The organism is Prolixibacteraceae bacterium (assembly GCA_019856515.1).
GTDB classification, from domain to species: domain Bacteria; phylum Bacteroidota; class Bacteroidia; order Bacteroidales; family Prolixibacteraceae; genus Halosquirtibacter; species Halosquirtibacter xylanolyticus.
Map to the genome: position 1 here is coordinate 1,763,369 of CP082230.1, position 20,373 is coordinate 1,783,741.

The window sequence follows — 20,373 nt, forward strand, 5'->3', positions numbered from 1 at the left end:
ATTTCGGAATTGGAGAACAATTCTGAAATTGACAACCTTTATATCCAACTATTTATGATAAGTTGTCCATTCTGTTAATTCAAAATTTCAACTACAAATCGTCACAAACTATTTTAAACATGACATACGTATTAATCGTTATTAAATCTATCTTCTTTTTTGTACTCTCAATTATTATCACACAAATTATTAGATACAAACCAAAATCAAGAATTGCATGGATCATTTTAACACTTGCGTTAAACTGTATTATATTCTACAGCACATATTCGGATCTAGTTCTATCCAATAAAAAGGTGTTTTTTCTCCTATTCCCAATATCAGTTGCTCTACCATTTACCTATGCATTGTTTTGTAAAGAGTACTTTTCAGATGAAAATTACTCTTTCAAGAGAACTATCTTAATCCTTCTAGTAATCTACTTTATTGACCTATTATTATTTCTAATTTCCTTCATCGTAAAATACCGTTTTATGGCAAAATTTGGGTATTTAATATCCATTTCAATCCTAGTTTACGCCACACTTTTGGCCTGTAAAGGCTATAAAATGGATCTTGTACAAAAGAGAAGAATTAGTCGTTATAATACAATCATCATTAATGCAATAATTGGAATTACACTTTTGATTTCATTCTCCAATATTCACCCATTTAAACTTCCTACTCCATTAATCATTATTGCATTAATTAGTCAAGTTATATTTATTTCTTTATTGGTCGAGATTAAGGTTGACATTACAATACATCAGAGTGATTTATATACTAATAAAACAACATCATCAAATAACAGTAAACGATTAGATGATATTATCACTAGAATCAAATTGATAGTGGAAAATGACAAAATATACAGGGTACCTGGTCTGACAATAACTGATCTGAGTGATAAAATTGGAATCAAAGAGTATCTTGTAAGAAGAGCAATTAATTCTGGATGTGGTTATACCAACTTCAATCAATTTTTGAATAACTATAGAATTAAAGAAGCAAAAGAGACTATAATCAAATCACCAAACATGAGTATGAAAGAGATCTCTTATCAACTTGGTTATGCTAACCCATCATCATTTAATCGAGCCTTTAAAGGAATCACCAACCTCTCACCTTCTGAGTTCAAGAAAATGAATAAAAACACATCTATTTCGGAATAGATATGCATCTAATTGGTTGAAATTATTCTACAGACAATGTACACTATAGTTTTGCTTCATAATCAATTAAAACAAAGTAAAACAATCGTGTAAATGATTCGAGTAATTTTAAGCTTCTATATTATGATGGCCTTGAATGTCAACGAGTGTCTTGCGTTCCATTCAGATCACAAGAGTAATATTAAAGATGAATTCATTGTATTAAGTTTAAATAACGAATTTCTAAATTCCTCTCTTCAATCAACGGACCAATCTAAGAATATTCTGGCAAATTTGATTGAGTTAGAATTCAACTACCCATTAATTTTCAACCAAAATAGATCATTCATAATTCAGGGAGCTTCCATTAATCAACTATCCATTTCAGTTCTTCAAGATGTTGAGATTTCGAATCTCTGGTTTGCTAGTTATAAGCTCGCTTATCTACAATTATTGAGAAATAAATTCTATATCTACGGCGAGATTTTACCTTATATGAGTTCCTCAACTCAACTAAAACCTAACATAGAGAACCTTCGTCATCAAAGCTCCGTTCTTTTTGGAAAGAGATTATCATCTCACCTCAATGTTGGAATAGGATATATATACGCAATGAGATATGAAAAGAAATTCAACTCCTTACTAATGATTATTGATGCACAAATAAACAATGTGCAACTCTATTTTAGGTATCCCGATTATGCATTTATCACTCATGCTCCAAGCACCAGATGGAGATATGGCATTGAGGGAAACATGCCCTTCCTTAACTATTCAGTACAGCAACATTTTAAAAATGAGTTAAGCTCGTACCTACGCTACCAACGTTATAAAATTAGCGGCTTTGTTCGTAAAAAGATATTAGACAATACCTATCTAAAGGTAAATACAGGTTGTATGAACACAGAGCTCTGTTACAAAAATGCGTCTCACACAGATATAAAAACATTAGATCTCAACCACACTTTCTTTTTTCAAATACAACTTTTATATTTAAAACAATGAAAAATAATCGTACAACTTACATTGATAACCTTAGAATATTATTGACTTGTTTGGTTATTATACATCACCTTGCCATTACTTATGGAGCTCAAGGGTTATGGTATTATTTAGAACCATCGAGTAATATCATCACTACAACACTTCTAACATGGCTTGTTGCTATTAACCAATCCTTCTTTATGGGGATGTTTTTTATGTTATCATCTTACTTTCTCTATTTTTCAGCGACGAAAAACAGTAGTCCAAAGGTTATAAAAGATAAGTTAATCAGATTAGGGCTACCGTTACTTGTATATATGTTTGCATTATCTCCCATAGTTAATGGTATTTGTAAGATCGGTTATGGTAGAGATGTGACATGGAGAGATTTTGTAATGGATATCCATCATCTTGGTGCTGGCCCTTTATGGTTTGTCGTTGCACTACTTCTTTTCTCTATCGTAGCACTAATTTTCAAGGAATCATGGCTATCACATAAAAATGACAATCATCGGTTCCATTTTAAAAACACGATACTTATTGCACTTTTTACAGCCATGATCTCATTTATTATTCGATGCATTATTCCACTGGGCTATAGTCTTCCTATACTGAATTTTCAATTGGGACACTTTGCGCAATATATCGTACTCTTTTATGTTGGTTTATGCTTAGCCAAACAAAATTGGTTAGATCAAATTCAATTACTATCTCCAAAGAAATGGTTGATCATTGTTCTTTGTTTGATCTTTATATTCTTTCCTCTGGTATTTGTTATTAACTCTCTACTGGGAGGCAATATCACAAGCTTTATGGGAGGTGTGAACTGGCAATCTCTAGCCTTCTGCATTTGGGAACAGTTAACAGGATTTGGCATCATCATATTATTGATTCAATTATTTCAACAAAAATACAACCATACGGACGCTTTGATGAAGACGCTTGCACAGAACACATACTTGGTATATATCATTCATCCAATTATTCTAGCAACTTGCTCTGTAATGCTGAAAGATATTCCTCTTACTAAAGGACTAAAGTTTATAATTCTGTCCCCTACATGTATCTTCTTGACTTTCTTCTTATCCATACAAATAAGACGTATTCCAATAATCCGTAAAGTTGTATAACTACCTTTACGAGTCAGAATCTAATTGTGGTCAATAACAATTTCGGGGGTAAGGTGCCATGGTGGTTCATGCCAAACTTATCCCCTAGAGTTCTATTATACGGAAATAATTTATTATTCTTTTATCATATCACGAATATCTGACACACGTATCTTCGCTAGAATGGGGTTATTCATCAAATCGATATCCCCCACTTTCTGTTTATATCCAGAACCTTCTTTCATGAAGTTGGAGGCCTTTACCATACAATACATATAATCCTCATCCATATATATTGGGGTATAAACAACACCATTGGCATCTTGTAAAGAGTGTGTCAACATGATTTCATGAGGATTATTATCACTATAGAAGCAATACGTCATAGATTGTTGATAAAAGAATTCGAAGAAAGTAAAGTGATTGTTTTTCATGAAATAATCAACCAAGAAGGCTTTATCTGTTTTTGACAATTCCTTCAAGTAGGTTTTTCTATCTACATCATTTTTATCTAGATGAAATGCTTCTTTGCCAAAGTCAATATAAACATAGGGTTCGTAGTTAAAATCTTTATCCATTCGGTGTATTACATTGGAAAAAGCTTCGGTGATATATACCCCACTCTGATCCTTATAAACAGGTTTTCTTAACTCCCACAGAACTCGATGATCATTCTTAGTAAATGGAGCTAACTTTCTTTCTACATTTAGATTTTTATCAAGAACTAACACCCCATAACAGTCATCTTTCGTCCCACAGTAATCATTAATTCCAATGATATGATCTCCGAAATTCTCTATAAAACAAAATTCATTATCAATCTCAACCTCCCTTATAAAGCGATTATCATCATAACATATGATTTTACCTTGATCCAAATCTAGAATCCGGATTTCCCCATTCTGGTCATCAATAAGAAAGTCATCTATCATTAAATATTCGCCCAGACCTTTTCCTTTATTGGATATTTTCGAAATAAACCGACCATAATTATCATAGATGAAAATTGATTCCGCTACCTCTCTATCTAAGATATATATCTTATTGTCATAGGCTATAAGTTTATCAATATTGCCAACAACACAATCTTCATTGGTTTCTAATGCAAGATACTCATCTGCATGAATAATCACATTCTTCGTGATAGTTGATGTATTTACATGTACCTTATTGCATTTCGTAATCTCAACCTTGTTACAGGCATAGCAAGAAACGAAGAGACAAATTAGTAGGTATATTCTCATGGTTATATTTTTTATAGAGAAGCCCCATTTGGAACTCCCCAATAGTTATGTATCATTGGTGAAATTACATTTTTAACTTGTGAAAACGTTCTTGTAATTTATTATTTTTCAACAACTATATCACTACATTTTACGAAAATCATAAAAATATTGGGTCCCTCCTATCCCAAATATATTCCAACAATTAACACAGCAACCTAACATACTAATCAAAACAAGCTACTGTAACACTTATCACTGAACGAGGTCTGTAAAAACAATCGCCTTGTGACATCGATTACAAACAAATAAGGAGGTAAAAAGCTCTGTAACATTTATCACTGACTAATAAAAACCATTCGCTTAAGTTTGTAATCAAATAATCATTTAAGGAGATATTATTATGGCAACAAAAAAAATGACAACCGATCTTTTTAAAGAAAAAATCTTTAATTACGAAAAAAATCAAGAGTGGCAATTCAAAGGAGATCGACCAGCGTTGATCGACTTCTATGCAGACTGGTGTAATCCATGCAAAATGATTGCGCCAATCCTTGAGGAGTTATCTGAAAAATATGATGGTCAAATCGATATATATAAAATAAATACAGAGAACGAACAAGAGCTTTCTGCGGTATTTAGAATTAGAAGTATTCCTTCTCTATTATTCATTCCTAAAGAGGGAGTGCCTAAGTTACAAGCGGGAGCAATGCACAAGCAAGCTTTAGAAGAGACAATAGAAAAAGAACTGATCAACGTATAATCATGATCGATTGGAAAAATTGGAATATAATGAGAATCGTGAGACTAGCATTTGCTGGATATGCAATTTACTACTCTATCGAATCCGAACAATGGGGGTGGCTTCTATTTGCAGCCCTACTCATTTGGCAAGCACTTACCAATACATCTTGTGGATGTCAAGGGAACAGTTGTAATGTGCCAAAGAAGAAAGAAGAGGATAATACCAATTAGCAGACAAACAAACATTACACAAAACAGATGACGAAATTTAATATTATTCTGTTCACGATGATGCTCATTACCATGGTGACATATAATGGTAATGCAGCGGTGAAAACTGAGAACAAAGAAATTAACTCTTCGACAGAGACACATCATACGGTCAAATTAAGTAAACAAGACTTTTTAGACAGAGTATACGATTATGAGAAGAATTCCAAAGTGTGGAAATACAAAGGGAATAAACCTGCCATTATTGACTTTTATGCCGATTGGTGTGGTCCATGTCGAATGACTGCTCCTATTTTAGAAGCATTAGCGAAAGAGTATGGTGATAAAATAGTGATTTACAAAGTGGACACTCAGAAAGAGAAAGAGCTAGCTGCCGCTTTTGGTATTCAGAGTCTACCATCGCTTCTTTTTATTCCACTGAACGAACAACCTCAATTAGCTAAAGGAGCAATGCCTAAAGAGGCATTTATTGAAGCGATAGAGAAAGTTCTAAAAGTAACGAAGTGATGATAAAGTCATTAATTATTAAATACAGAGCCACTCTTATCGGAATTATCATAGGAGCTGTTGGAGGTTATCTATATTGGAGGTGGATTGGTTGTGAATCTGGCACATGTCCGATCACAAGTAGCCCTATAAGAAGTTCGCTTTATGGTTCTTTGATGGGAGCATTGATGGTCAATAGTTTTAAAAAAGAGAAGAAATGAGAACTTCATTCAAAGTAAAAAATGTGAGCTGTGGCGCATGTGTTTCTGACATAAACAGTAAGCTTCTTCAAGTCAATGGTGTTTATGGTGTCTTTGCAAATATCGCAACCCAAAGCCTTGATATCGAACATACTGACGACACTGATCTTGATAAAATAGATGAAATTCTAAAAGAATCAAACTACAAAAAGTAACTCTTTGCGAACCAACAACCTATGGTCGGCTCTATATGAAGATCATTGAGATACTATTGATATGTGGAGAAGAAGGTCATTAAAAACATACTTCTTCTTCCTAATCCTTACTTTTATGTCCTAAACATTAAAATTATGGCACTAACAGTTGATCCTAACAGATGTCCTCAAAACCACCGTTGTCCTATGCTCAGCATTTGTAAATTTGATGCAATAACACAAAATGGATTCGGACTTCCAGTCATTGATAAAGACAAATGTGTCGAGTGTGGTCAGTGCATAAAAACATGTGGTATGTCTGCTGTTTATAAGATAAAAAGCTGATTTAATATTTACTTCCCTTCAAAACAAGAATATTTTTATAACTCTATTATAATCTTGACATTAAATAATGAGAGTACTTAATGTCAATTCAACAACCTCTCTCAAATAACTGCTCAAATCTTAGAAGGGGCTACCAAAGACATGTGTTTGATTTTGTAATGTTTGTTTTACATTGAAAGAGATAAGGAGATATCGGTTATACTATTCATTTTGTCACCTCATTAACCGACTCCTCTCTTTCATTATAAATATTCAAATCCAACCATCTCTTTGGATAGCCCCTTTATTACCCCTTAATAATAAACATCTTAACATGACATCAATACTTCGGAAGTTTTTAGGCGGCATTTGTCCCATATAATCGGATCTTTTTTATCACTTTCTGTATTTTCTGCAAGTTAGTATTTACCCCAATTTTAGATAAAAACACATTTAGCATTAACTCATTAAAATTCAGCTTCTTGATGTTATTCAATGAAAAAGGGGATTGCTGTATACTCTCTTGATCTAGCCAATCAGCTATCTTAGCTATATTCACTGATGTCATAGACATATTAAAGTGAAAGTGGAGTTTGTTTTCACTTTGAGCCTGACAATCATTCAATCCGGTGTATTGCTTTGCATCTCTGTATATAAATTCTATTTGGAAACGCTTCTTGTAATAATCATATATCTTTGTTGGCTCTAAATTAATGTCTGTAGAGAAATACATTTTGTAATCCGTTTTCCCTTTACCATTTAAAGATTGATAATAAGCAAGACGTATTTTTCTCTTCAATGAAATCGAATATACAACAGCTGAATATAAGGTATAAGTTTCTGTTTCCTCTACCAAATCAAAGTATTTTTCATCAATCTCTTTACAGTTTACTTTATCACCATACACTCTAGGTCTCCCTCTTTTACCAGTCTTTGATCCCGTATAATAATATTTAAGATGAGCATTACAACGAAGACGAGACACAACATTTACTTCATGTTCTATCATGTTAGTTATGAACTTTCTATTTGAAAACCACGCATCTACAACAAGATATTTAGATATCTTTTTAAGCGATGATATCCTTTCAGTCATCACACTAATATACCAGTCATTTAGATTCTGCTTTGGCTTGGGTATTGTTTGAACAGCTTCAAGATGAAAGGCTGTGTTTTTAACAACATCTACTGCTGCAATACCTCCAATCTCTAATCCTCGTTTGGCCTTTCCTGCACACCCTGACCAGAACACATCCATTCCTGCAGTACGTTTGCCAGACTTATTGATGTATGAAGGATCAAAAGCTATAACATATTCAGAACACTTATTTTCTTCAAGTAGATAATAGTTAAAATTCAGAAAGTCAAAACGTTTTTCAAATTGATTCCTATAAGTTTTTTCATTTTTAGATCCATAACGAGACAACTGTAAAAAGTTTATTTTTCCCATAATACTTAAGAATAAATAAATTGTCTCAATCATAAAATTACGTCTTGCCAAACCAATATCTGACATCTTGGAGAGTGTTCTAGAAATACATTCCTTATATATCGTTTTTTTCATCAGTAGTCAACTTAAATATTGTAATTTACACATATATAAGATACTGAAAATTAATGATATAACAAAATAATTCAACTGATAAACAACTGACTATTAGTTGTTTATATGGAAAACTACCGAAGTATTGGACATCGAATATAAACATAATTGAATTAACAGTAACTTAACAATAAAAGACATAAAAATCTTAATTGTTATTCTACATTTGTATTAAAATAAGTATTCAACTAGAACTCAGAACTCAATTATGAATATCCAGAAATTACATACAGCTTCTTGTTGCTCATGCACATTCATGTGTATGATGTGTTGTTGCTGCTGTATGTGATATTCAAGGTAAATCTTCTTAAATAGAAAAGTCCTTTTGTATCAAGATGCAAAAGGACTTTTTTTTTATTTCACTTTTGCTCTACATACAATAAGATCTTTATAATCATTCATTACGATGTATAAAAACTTAGTATCGTGAAAGAAAAAGCATATCGGAGTATTATAAAATCAATCTCATGGAGAGTATTAGGTAGTATAGACACTTTAATTATCTCCTACATCATCACAGAGAGATGGGAATATGCCCTCAGCATTGGAGGCATTGAACTTTTCACGAAGATGTTACTATACTTTTTTCATGAGAGAGCATGGAATCGCATTTCCATTGGAAAAGAAAGTCACATAGAATATGAAATCTAAAACACACTATCATGTCAAAACAATTCATGCCTATTTTGGTCGACGTCTCAGACAAAAACATCCTTATTATTGGAGGTGGTAAAAGTGCACTAAAGAAAGTCAAGCTTCTTCAACGTTTTACCCACAATATCAGTATTATAGCTCAAACCATATTACCACAAATAAAAGACATGGTAATCTCTTGGAAAGAGAAAACATATAGCACCTCTGATTTAGAAGGATACCACATCATTTATTCATGTTCGAATAATGACACTCTAGATCAAAAGATTCTCTTAGATGGACATAAAAAGCATATCCTCGTTAATATTCATGACAATCCAGTTATGTGTGATTTTGTTTCACCAGCTATTTACAAAGACAATGATATGACAATTTCTGTAGGATCTAATGGTAAAAATGTCTTCCAATCTATAAAAGTTAGGAATCTAATTCAAAATTATATCGAGAAACAACAATTAACCAATATAATATGACAACAAGAGAAGAAATATCACAAATAGAAAATATTATAAAGCAATGGGATTCGAACCAAAAGATATGGGCACATGGATTTTTATCAGCTTTTTTAGACACCCGTCATCAAAACGAGAAAGATGAAATATTCGAACCACAAAGGTATACCATTTTATATGGTAGTCAAACAGGACACAGCAAACATGCTGCTGAGATTATTGACAAGTGTTTAAAGCAGAATCATCACATATCTGAGTATTTCTCTATTGAAGATTTTTCGATTAAGAAGTGGGGAGAAGTTCAGAATTTATTAATTGTGGTAAGTACTCAAGGAGATGGTATTCCTCCAATCACAGCACAAGATGCATTGGAAACGCTTCAAGGGAAACGAATTTTTCAGTTTGATGGATTATCCTACGGAGTTCTTGCTCTTGGAGATATCAGCTATCCTAAATTCTGTCAAGCAGGTATTGATTTCTTTGATGCATTAGAAAAAAGAGGAGCAAACCCAATTATCCCGATAGAAAAAGTGGGTGTTGATTATGAGAAGGCCACACTAGAGTGGACACAACGTATCATTAAGAGCCAATCAAGCGAAGGAATAATTAAAAAAGAATATACCAACAACACACAAGGACATTCAAAGTATAATAGAAATAATCCATTTTTTGCCACCATCTTAACAAAGCAGAGAATCACTGGAACAGATTCAAACAAGGAGGTCTACCATATTGAGCTTTCACTGGAAGGATCTGGGCTAAATTACACTCCTGGAGATACATTAGGAATTCATCACTCTAACCCTCCTCAGTTAGTCCACGACATCCTCAATTACCTGAATGTATCACCCAATAAAACTGCTCTATTCAAAGAGAGTAGTGAAGAAGCAGAGGTAATATTGAAGCAATATGTCGAGTTGACTAAATTATCTGTTCATGTATTAAATAATTTTCAAAAGTATACCCGTTCTAATTACCTACAACAGATTCTTTCTAATGGGGAAGCAACGGAGAAATATCTCTATCATAAAGATATACTTGACCTACTTCATGACCTCGAACTACAGACCTCTTTTGATGACTTCATCAAATTGTTATCCCCTGTTTCACCAAGACTATATTCTATCTCATCTAGCTCCAAAGAAGTTGGGAAAGAAGTACATATAACCACCAATACCATTCGGTATAAAAATGAATGGAGAGAGAAAGAAGGAGCGTGTTCAACCTACATATCTGATCGCGTAGAAGAGGGACAATCTATTCCTATTTTTATCGAATCAAATGAAGGATTTAAACTACCGAAAGACAAACAGGCTCCTGTCATTATGATTGGAGCAGGTGTAGGTATTGCCCCCTACAGATCTTTCATACAAGAGATTGATAACATTGAATCTGTCACCAAACCAAAGAGTTGGTTATTCTTCGGCGAGCAACATTTCAAAAGTGATTTTCTATATCAAAGAGAATGGCTCCACTATCTAAAAAAGAGTACTATTACCCATATAGACACTGCATTTAGTAGAGATCAAGAGCAAAAAGTATATGTACAACATCGCATTGCAGAAAAACAAGAGAGACTGTGGCAATGGATCAATAATGACAATGCCCATATATATATATGTGGAGATAAAAAACATATGGCTAAAGATGTAGAAGAGTCTCTCAAAACGCTTATCTCCAAGCAAGGGGGATTGACCCATGAAGCTGCCATTACATATTTAGATGGACTTAAGAAAACCCAAAGATTTCAATTAGATATATATTAAATATATAAACAACCATTATGACCAAAACCACCATTCAACTTTCTGATGTAGAAAGAATAAAAATAGAGAGTCGTTACCTTAAAGGGACACTCAACGAGAGTTTATTAAACACACTAACAGGGGCTATTGCAGAGGACGATACCCAGTTAAGTAAATTCCATGGTTTATATCAACAAACCGATAGAGATACCGATAGAGAGAGACAGAGACAGAAGCTCGAACCAGATTTCTCATTTCTTATTCGAGTAAGGCTTCCAGGAGGGATAGCAACAGCAGACCAATGGTTAGGTATCGATAAGCTTTCTAAATCATATGCAAACCAGACAATAAAACTTACAACACGACAGGCATTTCAACTTCATGGAGTAATAAAAAGCAATTTAAAAACGACTATTAGCTCTATCAATAACCACTTAATGGATACGATCGCGGCATGTGGTGATGTCAATAGAAATGTGATGTGTAACCCTCATCCTCACCGTTCTAATATTCATGACGAATTACAAAACACAGCACAAGCAATTAGTGATCATCTAACTCCACGCACCACTGCCTACCATGAAATATGGTTAGACAAAGAGATGGTTGCTGATAGTAAAGCAGAAGTAGAGCCAATATATGGTAAGACCTATCTTCCTCGAAAATTCAAAATAGGCATCGCAAATCCGCCATATAACGATAGTGATATTTTCTCTCAAGACTTAGGTTATATCGCCATCGAGAAGAGTGGCAAACTAGAGGGGTTTAACATAGTTGTTGGAGGAGGAATGGGATCTACCTTTGGGAGAGAAGATACCTATCCTCGATTGGGAGATGTGATTGGATTTGTAACACCAGATAAGGCGGTGGATGTCGCTGAACATGTTGTTCGTATCCAAAAACAGCATGGAAACCGAAGCGATAGAAAAAGAGCCCGATTTAAATATACCATCGACAACAATAAAGATGGATGGATTAAAGCAGAGTTAGAGCAAGCACTTGGGTTCGAACTAGAAACACCAAGAGCTTTTAAATTTCATAAAACAGGGGACACTTTTGGGTGGCAAAAAGTGGTAAACAACAAATGGTTCTTAACCTTATTTATTGAAGGAGGAAGGGTTTCTGACAAAGAGAAAAATATCCAGTCAACACTTCGCAACATTGCAGAGTTGAACATCTGTGATTTCAGATTGACAGGCAATCAGAATCTAATCTTAGGTAATATTAACGAAGATAATAAGTCGTTGATAGAGAAGAGCATTCGAGATGCAGGCTTCTTTCCCGAGCAACTATCCGGAATAAGGATGAACTCCATTGCTTGTGTTGCACTAAATACCTGTTCTCTTGCCTTTTCTGAAGCCGAACGTTATCTTCCTCTTTTAAATGACAAAATTGAGGCAATACTGCAAAGACTAAACCTTATTGATCAAGAGATAAATATCCGTATGACAGGTTGCCCTAATGGTTGTGGTAGACCTTTACTAGGAGAAATTGGACTTATAGGAAAAGCGCCTGGACAGTATAATCTTTATCTAGGAGCATCACATAGTGGAGACCGTTTAAGCAATTTATTTAAAGAGAATCTCAATGAATCTCAAATACTAACTGAGCTTGATATAGTCCTTTCTGACTACGCATCAAACAGAGATAAGCAAGAGACTTTTGGAGAATTTGTTATACGTAAAAATTGGGTTAAACCAATTTACCATGGTAAAGATTTTAGGCATTGATCTAAAGTATCAAAGAAAGACTTTCCGTGGAGGATATGGATTATACCAAAGTAATAACAATCGAATATGAAGGTACTGGATAATCTATTGTAAAATCATTTTGTAAAACAAGAGATTCAACGAAGAGCGATCTGTGTCTAGTAAGATAATTTTCTCGACACAAGTAGACTAAATAAAACCGAACAATAACCTTCATTTTAATATCGTTTGAGTATTAATCATTCATTCCAAAGAAAGTAATATGGTGGAAGTTTTCAATTCCTTAATCAAATAGCTATTTTTGTGACCTAATTGACCATAAGTGTCAATTTTTCTATTACGAAAGAAATGAAATATAAGTAATTTGTATGGACCAAAATACAATTAATCACTTAAGAGAACTTGAAGCAGAATCTATTTTTGTTTTAAGAGAAGTAGCTGCGCAATTTGAGCGTCCTGTAATGTTATTTTCAGGAGGTAAAGACTCAATTGTAATGTTCCACTTAGCAAGAAAAGCATTTTTCCCTGGGAAAGTACCTTTCCCATTGATGCATATCGATACAGGACATAATTTCCAAGAAGCATTAGACTATCGTGATGATCTATGTGAGAAGACAGGTACAAGACTTATTGTCAAGTATGTGCAGGAATCTATTGATCAAGGTCGTGTAGCAGAGGAAAAGGGGCCTAATGCTAGTCGTAATGCTTTACAAACTACAACGCTTTTAGATGCACTTGAAGACGAGAAGTTCGATTGTGCCATGGGTGGTGGTAGACGTGATGAAGAAAAAGCTCGTGCGAAAGAACGTTTCTTCTCTCATCGTGATGATTTTGGACAATGGGATCCTAAAAACCAACGTCCTGAACTTTGGAACATCTTCAATGGTAAGAAACATGTAGGAGAGCACTTCCGTGTATTCCCTATTAGTAACTGGACCGAAATGGATGTTTGGCAATATATCCTTCTTGAAAATATCGAGATGCCATCACTATATTACACACACGAAAGAGAAGTGTTCTTAAGAGATGGTACATGGTTGGCTAAATCAGACTGCTTGACACTTAAACCAGGAGAGAACTATGAAACCAAGCAAGTTCGTTGTAGAACGATTGGTGACATTACTTGTACTGGTCTGACTCTATCTAAAGCAAATACTTTAGAAGAGATCATCCAAGAGGTGGCTTCAACAAGAGTTACAGAGCGTGGTGGTCGTGCTGATGACAAGCGTTCAGAAGCTGCTATGGAAGATAGAAAGAAACAAGGATACTTCTAAGTAATTGCAGTTTCTTCATATCAACTACAAACGATTATTTTTAAACCTTTAAAATCTTTTTTCAAAGATGACAGGAAAAGAAAACGGATATTTAGACATGGAGCTACTTCGATTCACTACCGCAGGAAGTGTGGATGATGGAAAGAGTACGCTTATCGGTCGTTTATTATATGATAGTAAAGCTATTTTCGAAGACCAAATGGAGGCGATCGAAAATGCGAGTGTAAATAAAGGGGAGGAGCAAGTAAACCTTGCACTTCTAACTGATGGTCTTCGTGCTGAAAGAGAGCAAGGGATTACGATTGATGTAGCTTATCGCTATTTTGCAACACCAGAGCGCAAATTTATTATTGCCGATACTCCTGGTCATGTTCAGTATACTCGTAATATGGTTACGGGTGCATCTACTGCAAATGCTGCACTTATCTTAATCGATGCTCGTAATGGGGTTATTGAGCAGACACGTCGTCATGCATATATTGCATCTCTTCTACAAATTCCACACGTAGTAGTCTGTATCAATAAAATGGATTTGGTAGATTTCGATCAAGAAACTTATGATCGTATCGAGAAACAATTTAGATCTGTTGCGGAGAAGTTAGACATCAAAAACTTCTACTTTATCCCGATGAGTGCGCGAGATGGAGACAATGTAGTAGATCCATCTACTCGTTGCCCTTGGTACACAGGAAAAACATTACTTCAAATGTTAGAGACACTTCCTGTTGGGGAAGATCTTAATCGTAACGATGCTCGCTTTCCTGTTCAGTTTGTCATTCGCCCTCAAAGCGATGAGTTTCACGACTACAGAGGATTCGCAGGACGTGTGGCTAGTGGTGAATTTCATGTGGGACAAGAAGTAAAAGTTTTTCCTGGCGAACAAGTCTCGAAAATCCAAAGCATCAATCTTTATGAGGAACAACTAGATCGTGCGATTGCACCTCAATCTGTTTCTATTCAGCTAGAAGACGAAATCGACATCAGTCGTGGCTCTCTTATTAGTGCTGCTGACAACTGCCCTAAATCAAGCCAACAGATAGAAGCAATGATCTGTTGGATGAGTGAAACCCCTATGCGTGTAAGAGGTAAGTATACAATCAAACATACTTCTTCTGATGTTCTAGGAATCATCCAAGAGGTAGTTAACAAAGTGGATATCAACACACTTGAAATAGCAGAAGACACGACTGTTGGGTTGAATGATATCGCTCGAATCAAACTAAAGACATCAAAGCCTTTGTTCTATGATTCATACAAACAAAACCGAATTACTGGTAGCTTTGTTATCATTGATGAAGCAACAAATAATACGGTAGGAGCAGGTATGATCATCTAATTTAGATGTAAGATTTACCTTTAATATATCAAAGTAAAAGGCAGAGTATTCGTTGAATATTCTGCCTTCTCTTTTATCTGATCTTCTTATTTAGAAACTGATAATCTTATGCTCTTTTTTCTTTAGTATTTTCTCTATTTGGTGGCCAAAACGTCTTCCAAGAGCCATCTGGCCTTTGGAATCATAATGTACCTGATCTTTCATCTTACTTAAATCTGAAGTCTCTATAGTAAATACTTCTGGTAACTCCTTGGCAATCATCTTTTGAGAATGCACCACATGATCCTTCAGTACATATCTCTCGGGCTTTGGATCAATCAGACCTATAATAAACGGAAGTTTCTCTGCATTTAAGTCACGACGAAAAGAACGAATCAAATGATCTAAATTCTCTTCATACTCCTTACCTGCATCTGGGACAACAGCATCTCTTTCACCTTGCATCCACAGAAAAGCCAAAGGAAAAGAGTCTTCTTCTGGCACCTCTTTCTCTATCTTTTGAATAAATTTACCATACATATCACCAAACTCAGGATGACCTGTAATCTCAGCCTTCTCCTTAGAGTACTCTGGAGCCCAATCTAATAACGAAGCTCCTCCAATTGCATATTTAATAAATATGAATTTACTATTCGGGAAAGATTTAGTTAGTACTTGGGACATTCCATATTCTGGACCAAACTTATAATCACTTTTCTTCAAAGAGACGTCAAGACTATAATCTAAGAACTTTACATTTGGAGATAATTTTATTGAATCTCCTAAATACTTTTTATTCCCCTGTCCTACCATATTGGATTGTCCTCCCATATAGATAACGTAAGTCTTCACCTCTTTCATCTCTTTAGGCTTGGTACGACAACCGACCAAAGTCAAGGCTAATAGACAAAACCATGAAGGAATCCATAATATTAATTTATTCATGTGGTGTTTGTATTGATATATAAGTAATATTTATTGGGTTTTGCATAAAAGTACAAAACTAACCATACATAACTAACTGTATAGGATTGATTTTTACCCTGAAAAGAAAAAACACGTTACAGATTCTTTTTATTATCATTATTTGTTGTGATCTTTTTATTAGGTTTGACCCTATGAAGTCAATACACCGATCATTTCGTCATATCTATATAATCATTCTCTCCATCTACTTTATTACAAGTACACATCCAGTGAAAGCGCAAGGATTTGAACAGGTTAATAAAATAGAAGTCAAAGAGATAGAACTACTTCCAGGAATATTATCACCAAAGAGTTGGTATAAAAAAGACAGCACAAAAATAATTACCTATCATGGTCTATTAGACAAAGGAGAGAGTACCTTTAATTTAGTTGATGGATTTAGCCTATGGCAATCTTTAACCACCCAATGGATTATAAACGATAAAGGTCTTTTTGAAATCCACGGCTCTTTGGCTTATGACCTCTCTACCAAAGAGGTTCTCGGAAGAGTTCATTTGGGGTACACCAAAGACCAAATAAATTATTGGTTTATCAATATCCAAAATTTATCCGAAGATTTCAAGAAAGAAAAAGGAGAACTTGCCATGCTAGATCTCTTTGCCATTCTGTTTGCCAAACGCAATTATAAAAAGTATTATCGCTCACAAAACACCACCTTTTCTTGGCGAAGAATGGATAACAAATCGAAATGGGATATAGGTTATGATATCGAGCTAGAAAAAGTATTGCCTCTTCAGAATGTTACTGATTTCACTCTAAACAATAAATCAGATCGTAATTTTGAAAGTAATATGCCTCTCAACAACCAACTAGAGCCAAACCAAACAGAAGAGATGCTACTATTCACCCAAGAGGCAAAAGTGAGGTACTTCTTTACCGATCGGAAGGAGAGCTTTATTCAAGCACACTATACTTTGGGAACAAAAATAGACGAAGAGAAGTGGTTTCAACAACTTAAACTCACCTACCATGGAACCACATATGGAAGTACTCATAGACTTCTTTGGACATTAAACACAGGTACATTTCTAGGAACAACTCCTTTTCATTTTTCACAGTTCCATCAATATGAAAGTACAAGTTCCGATGTAACCACCAGGGCAATATCTAATGAATGGTTCTTAAAAGATGATTATGGAATGGCCACTTCAAAACCATGGACAGATATCACATTGACACTTCAAAGCAGACGATTTTTGCTGACACAGATTGATTTTCTACACCAAACTTCTGCCTATGAAAGCATCTATATAAAGACACAATTCACAGAAGGACTTCCTGATAGAATACAAACAGGATATACACTTCATAAACTCTTTGAAACACTCTCTTTGGGTATTGTATATAGTTATGCAGAACTATCACCAAATACTTTGGGATTCTATATAAGCTTACCATTTATGGAGAGCATTTCAAAGAAAAGATACTTCCACAAATGGTAAGGCTATGATTCCATAAAACGAATCTTTTACAATTTAAAAACTACTCTACATTATCAGGAGTTGTAATTACTTTCTGATGATGTGCTCCAACAAAAAGAATATTACCCATATCATGATAACCTTCAAACTTCTCTACACCTCGATAAAGATCTGATGAGAGGAATCCCAAGATGGTCAAGTCCGCATCTATCGAGCGTTCTCTAATCATCTCTTTACGACTCACTCCCTCTTTTACCGTCAGAATCTCCACATTAGATGGATGAATAGGAATACGGCCTTCCTTTATTTGCTTCACGAGTAACTCTCGTTCAATCTCCCTCTTTCCTTCAGATGCAATAGAAAAGATTTTGATGAAACCTTTATGCCAATCTTTGTGCCCCAAAAGGATATACCCTAAAAGTATCATCAAATTCGCATTTTGATAATCCTCTGGAGATATCCAAATATGAATCTCTCGTTTACTTCCAAAACCCTTATAACTAGAGTTAAGAATACAGATATCAAATCCAGAAGAGACCATTAACTCATAGTTAGACAGAGTATCTTGGAGATTCTCAATGGAACTCCTAGAGTACTCAAAAAGAATCAGGTTATTTCCACGACCTGAAATTCCAGACAACTGTACCACCTGTGCAATGGCACTAGTATATGATGGAGATATGATCGTATCTAAGTAGACCCTACTCTTTACTACAGAAGTTAAACGCAGTAATCTTTGTAAAACATCTTGAGACTCTTCTCTAGTCTCTTCATTTAACAACCCTTTTATATAGTGAATATAGGTACCCGAACCATATTTATATGACAACCATCTCATAAAATCATATGCACCTCTACGCTTAAACGTATCTGATGATATACAGATCGCAAAAGGACGCCAGCCCTCTTCTCGACTTCCTCTATCTGCCCGCTGCGCAAACACCTGTAGTTCTCGACTAATTTGGAAGATAACACCTCTAAACAGTTTATTAAACCCTCGCTTCTCATTCTTATTACGAGTAATCATATAGTAAATGATTCCCATAAAGAGTAGAGATAAGGCAGCATAAGGTAGATTCATTTTAAACATCACCCAGAAAGAAGCAATCGTTCCGATCAATGAGATAACCCAATGAGATCTAAATGTAGGACGATAAGCAGGATCGGCAGCAAAATGCTCTAAGAAAGAGATCAAACATATCGTTCCATAAGTAATCATAAAGAACATAGAGATAATCTCCGCCACAAAGTTCACATCACCTACCACCACAAAGATCATCGCGATAGCAATCGTGAAATAGGACGCATTGATTGGCTCATTATCTTTACTACGACTATGAGACAACCAGCTGTTTATTCTCTTATTCGTAAATATACCATCCGCACCAATAGCTTGTAAAGTTCTTGGTGCAATCATTATAGAGCCCAATGCAGAAGACATGGATGCTGCTGCTAGACCAATAGGAATAATAGGTCCCCAAATAGCAATATCACTCATTATAAGCTCACTTCCCACCATCTGCTCTGGTGTAACAGAATATGTGAATTTAATCGCGATGGCGATATATATAACCAAACCAACTACAGTAGCCCAAATCGTTCCTTTGGGTATTGCTTTCTCTGGCTGTTTTAAATCACCTGACAATCCAAGCCCTGCGGCCAACCCCGTAAATGCTGGAAAAACAATGGTAAACACATAAAAGAAGCTCTTATTGTTTGCTACGTGTGCCACCAAATTTACCTCACTAGGATCAATCTGACTTTTTCCCAAAAAGAAACATGCCAATGAAGCAAACAAAATAACAACAACTCCATACAGTGCTTTGACACCTACATTCGCTCCCTTGGTAAGCATCAACAGTGACAACAACACCATCACAGGGATATTAATCATTCGGATATCATAGATCACAATACCAAACTCTGACGAGAGCCACGATAGTAACGGCAAAAATGCTTGACCTAATGCAATAACATAAAATGCGATACTTATGGCTTGTGACAGATATAGCGCTATACCTACAGCTGCACCTATGTTTAATCCAAATGATCGTGAAATGATGTAATAAGCACCACCTCCACGAACTTTTTGATTCGTTGCAATCTCTGCAACAGACATAGCAGTTGGAATGGTGACCATGTGACCAAGAATAATCACTCCCATCACTCCAACAAAACCCAATTGTCCCACAGCCCAACCAAATCTCAAGAACAGTATCGCTCCCAAAATGGTAGACAATGCAGTAAAGAATACTGGCATCGTTCCGAACTTACCTGTACCTCCCGTTTCTCTATAGTTCGTCATATTTTTTATATAAAAATCTTTCCTTGAAAATAATCAATCTTCATTAATAACAAAAAGGAATCATTTCATTTCATCTTCCAAATCTCACTTTCTATAAAAAAAGATATTTGAACATGTAAATTATGATCTAAACAAAACTAATATTAAAACATCTAACTATTCATCAACTTTAAAAGATTTCATTCAAAATGGTTGACAAGTAGTATAAAAAAGAACAAACAAATAGAAATATCAAACATTACATGATTAACACATGCTTTTTTAAAACATAACAGCACCTATT

At 34.8% G+C, this 20,373-nt stretch carries 20 protein-coding genes; 16 read left to right on the forward strand and 4 right to left on the reverse strand.

Annotation, left to right across the window (positions count from 1 at the left end; all coding sequences use genetic code 11):
• The first annotated feature begins 119 nt into the window (after positions 1–119).
• From K5X82_06110 to K5X82_06120, 3 genes are all read left to right on the forward strand, one after another.
• Positions 120–1,151, forward strand: a complete 1,032-nt coding sequence (locus K5X82_06110) for a helix-turn-helix domain-containing protein (GenBank protein ID QZT38467.1) — start codon at positions 120–122, stop codon at positions 1,149–1,151.
• Positions 1,152–1,244: 93 nt separating this feature from the next.
• Positions 1,245–2,135: a hypothetical protein gene (locus tag K5X82_06115; protein ID QZT38468.1), complete on the forward strand. Its 891-nt coding sequence runs from the start codon at positions 1,245–1,247 to the stop codon at positions 2,133–2,135.
• The gene (locus K5X82_06120) at positions 2,132–3,244 is read left to right on the forward strand and encodes an acyltransferase (protein QZT38469.1); all 1,113 of its coding nucleotides are present in this window, start codon (positions 2,132–2,134) and stop codon (positions 3,242–3,244) included. The genes K5X82_06115 and K5X82_06120 overlap by 4 nt, the downstream gene beginning before the upstream one ends.
• A gap of 113 nt (positions 3,245–3,357) precedes the next feature.
• Here K5X82_06120 and K5X82_06125 read toward each other — a convergent pair whose 3' ends face one another.
• Positions 3,358–4,467 (reverse strand): 6-bladed beta-propeller, encoded by a 1,110-nt coding sequence (locus K5X82_06125; GenBank protein QZT38470.1) that lies wholly within the window; start codon positions 4,465–4,467, stop codon positions 3,358–3,360.
• Between the two features lie 397 nt (positions 4,468–4,864).
• Here K5X82_06125 and trxA (K5X82_06130) point away from each other — a divergent pair, with 397 nt between their 5' ends.
• From trxA (K5X82_06130) to K5X82_06155, 6 genes are all read left to right on the forward strand, one after another.
• On the forward strand, positions 4,865–5,209 hold the full coding sequence (gene trxA, locus K5X82_06130; GenBank protein QZT39091.1) for a thioredoxin: 345 nt from the start codon (positions 4,865–4,867) through the stop codon (positions 5,207–5,209).
• Positions 5,210–5,238: 29 nt separating this feature from the next.
• Positions 5,239–5,421, forward strand: a complete 183-nt coding sequence (locus K5X82_06135; GenBank protein ID QZT38471.1) for a hypothetical protein — start codon at positions 5,239–5,241, stop codon at positions 5,419–5,421.
• Between the two features lie 72 nt (positions 5,422–5,493).
• Positions 5,494–5,928 carry a thioredoxin gene (gene trxA / locus K5X82_06140; GenBank protein ID QZT39092.1) on the forward strand — a complete coding sequence of 145 codons (435 nt, stop codon included), beginning with the start codon at positions 5,494–5,496 and terminating at the stop codon, positions 5,926–5,928.
• The gene (locus tag K5X82_06145) at positions 5,928–6,128 is read left to right on the forward strand and encodes a DUF6132 family protein (GenBank protein ID QZT38472.1); all 201 of its coding nucleotides are present in this window, start codon (positions 5,928–5,930) and stop codon (positions 6,126–6,128) included. The genes trxA (K5X82_06140) and K5X82_06145 overlap by 1 nt, the downstream gene beginning before the upstream one ends.
• Entirely contained in the window at positions 6,125–6,322 is a 198-nt protein-coding gene (locus K5X82_06150; protein ID QZT38473.1) for a heavy-metal-associated domain-containing protein, read from the forward strand. Before K5X82_06145 ends, K5X82_06150 begins: the two co-directional genes overlap by 4 nt.
• Before the next feature lie 135 nt (positions 6,323–6,457).
• A complete protein-coding gene (locus K5X82_06155; GenBank protein QZT38474.1) occupies positions 6,458–6,646 on the forward strand; it encodes a 4Fe-4S binding protein in 189 nt (62 codons plus the stop codon).
• Between the two features lie 337 nt (positions 6,647–6,983).
• Here the strand turns inward: K5X82_06155 and K5X82_06160 are convergent, their stop codons facing one another.
• Positions 6,984–8,189, reverse strand: coding sequence for a transposase (locus K5X82_06160; protein ID QZT38475.1), 1,206 nt, complete (start codon positions 8,187–8,189; stop codon positions 6,984–6,986).
• Between the two features lie 465 nt (positions 8,190–8,654).
• Between K5X82_06160 and K5X82_06165 the strand changes: the two genes are divergently transcribed.
• The 6 genes from K5X82_06165 to K5X82_06190 all read left to right on the forward strand — a co-directional run bounded on the left by K5X82_06165 (position 8,655) and on the right by K5X82_06190 (position 15,398).
• The gene (locus K5X82_06165; GenBank protein QZT38476.1) at positions 8,655–8,879 is read left to right on the forward strand and encodes a DUF2061 domain-containing protein; all 225 of its coding nucleotides are present in this window, start codon (positions 8,655–8,657) and stop codon (positions 8,877–8,879) included.
• Between the two features lie 11 nt (positions 8,880–8,890).
• Positions 8,891–9,355, forward strand: coding sequence for a bifunctional precorrin-2 dehydrogenase/sirohydrochlorin ferrochelatase (locus K5X82_06170; protein ID QZT38477.1), 465 nt, complete (start codon positions 8,891–8,893; stop codon positions 9,353–9,355).
• Positions 9,352–11,100 (forward strand): flavodoxin domain-containing protein, encoded by a 1,749-nt coding sequence (locus K5X82_06175; GenBank protein ID QZT38478.1) that lies wholly within the window; start codon positions 9,352–9,354, stop codon positions 11,098–11,100. The genes K5X82_06170 and K5X82_06175 overlap by 4 nt, the downstream gene beginning before the upstream one ends.
• Before the next feature lie 17 nt (positions 11,101–11,117).
• Complete coding sequence (locus K5X82_06180; protein ID QZT38479.1) at positions 11,118–12,809, forward strand: NADPH-dependent assimilatory sulfite reductase hemoprotein subunit; 1,692 nt, start codon at positions 11,118–11,120, stop codon at positions 12,807–12,809.
• 347 nt (positions 12,810–13,156) lie between these two features.
• Positions 13,157–14,062 carry a sulfate adenylyltransferase subunit CysD gene (gene cysD / locus K5X82_06185; protein ID QZT38480.1) on the forward strand — a complete coding sequence of 302 codons (906 nt, stop codon included), beginning with the start codon at positions 13,157–13,159 and terminating at the stop codon, positions 14,060–14,062.
• Between the two features lie 97 nt (positions 14,063–14,159).
• Entirely contained in the window at positions 14,160–15,398 is a 1,239-nt protein-coding gene (locus K5X82_06190; GenBank protein QZT39093.1) for a GTP-binding protein, read from the forward strand.
• Between the two features lie 90 nt (positions 15,399–15,488).
• Here the strand turns inward: K5X82_06190 and K5X82_06195 are convergent, their stop codons facing one another.
• Positions 15,489–16,322 (reverse strand): sialate O-acetylesterase, encoded by an 834-nt coding sequence (locus tag K5X82_06195; protein QZT38481.1) that lies wholly within the window; start codon positions 16,320–16,322, stop codon positions 15,489–15,491.
• 173 nt (positions 16,323–16,495) lie between these two features.
• Between K5X82_06195 and K5X82_06200 the strand changes: the two genes are divergently transcribed.
• The gene (locus K5X82_06200; protein ID QZT38482.1) at positions 16,496–17,806 is read left to right on the forward strand and encodes a DUF5686 family protein; all 1,311 of its coding nucleotides are present in this window, start codon (positions 16,496–16,498) and stop codon (positions 17,804–17,806) included.
• A 40-nt stretch (positions 17,807–17,846) separates the two neighbouring features.
• On the opposite strand, the gene K5X82_06205 is transcribed toward K5X82_06200, so the two are convergent.
• Positions 17,847–20,090 (reverse strand): amino acid permease, encoded by a 2,244-nt coding sequence (locus tag K5X82_06205; GenBank protein ID QZT38483.1) that lies wholly within the window; start codon positions 20,088–20,090, stop codon positions 17,847–17,849.
• Positions 20,091–20,373: the final 283 nt, after the last annotated feature.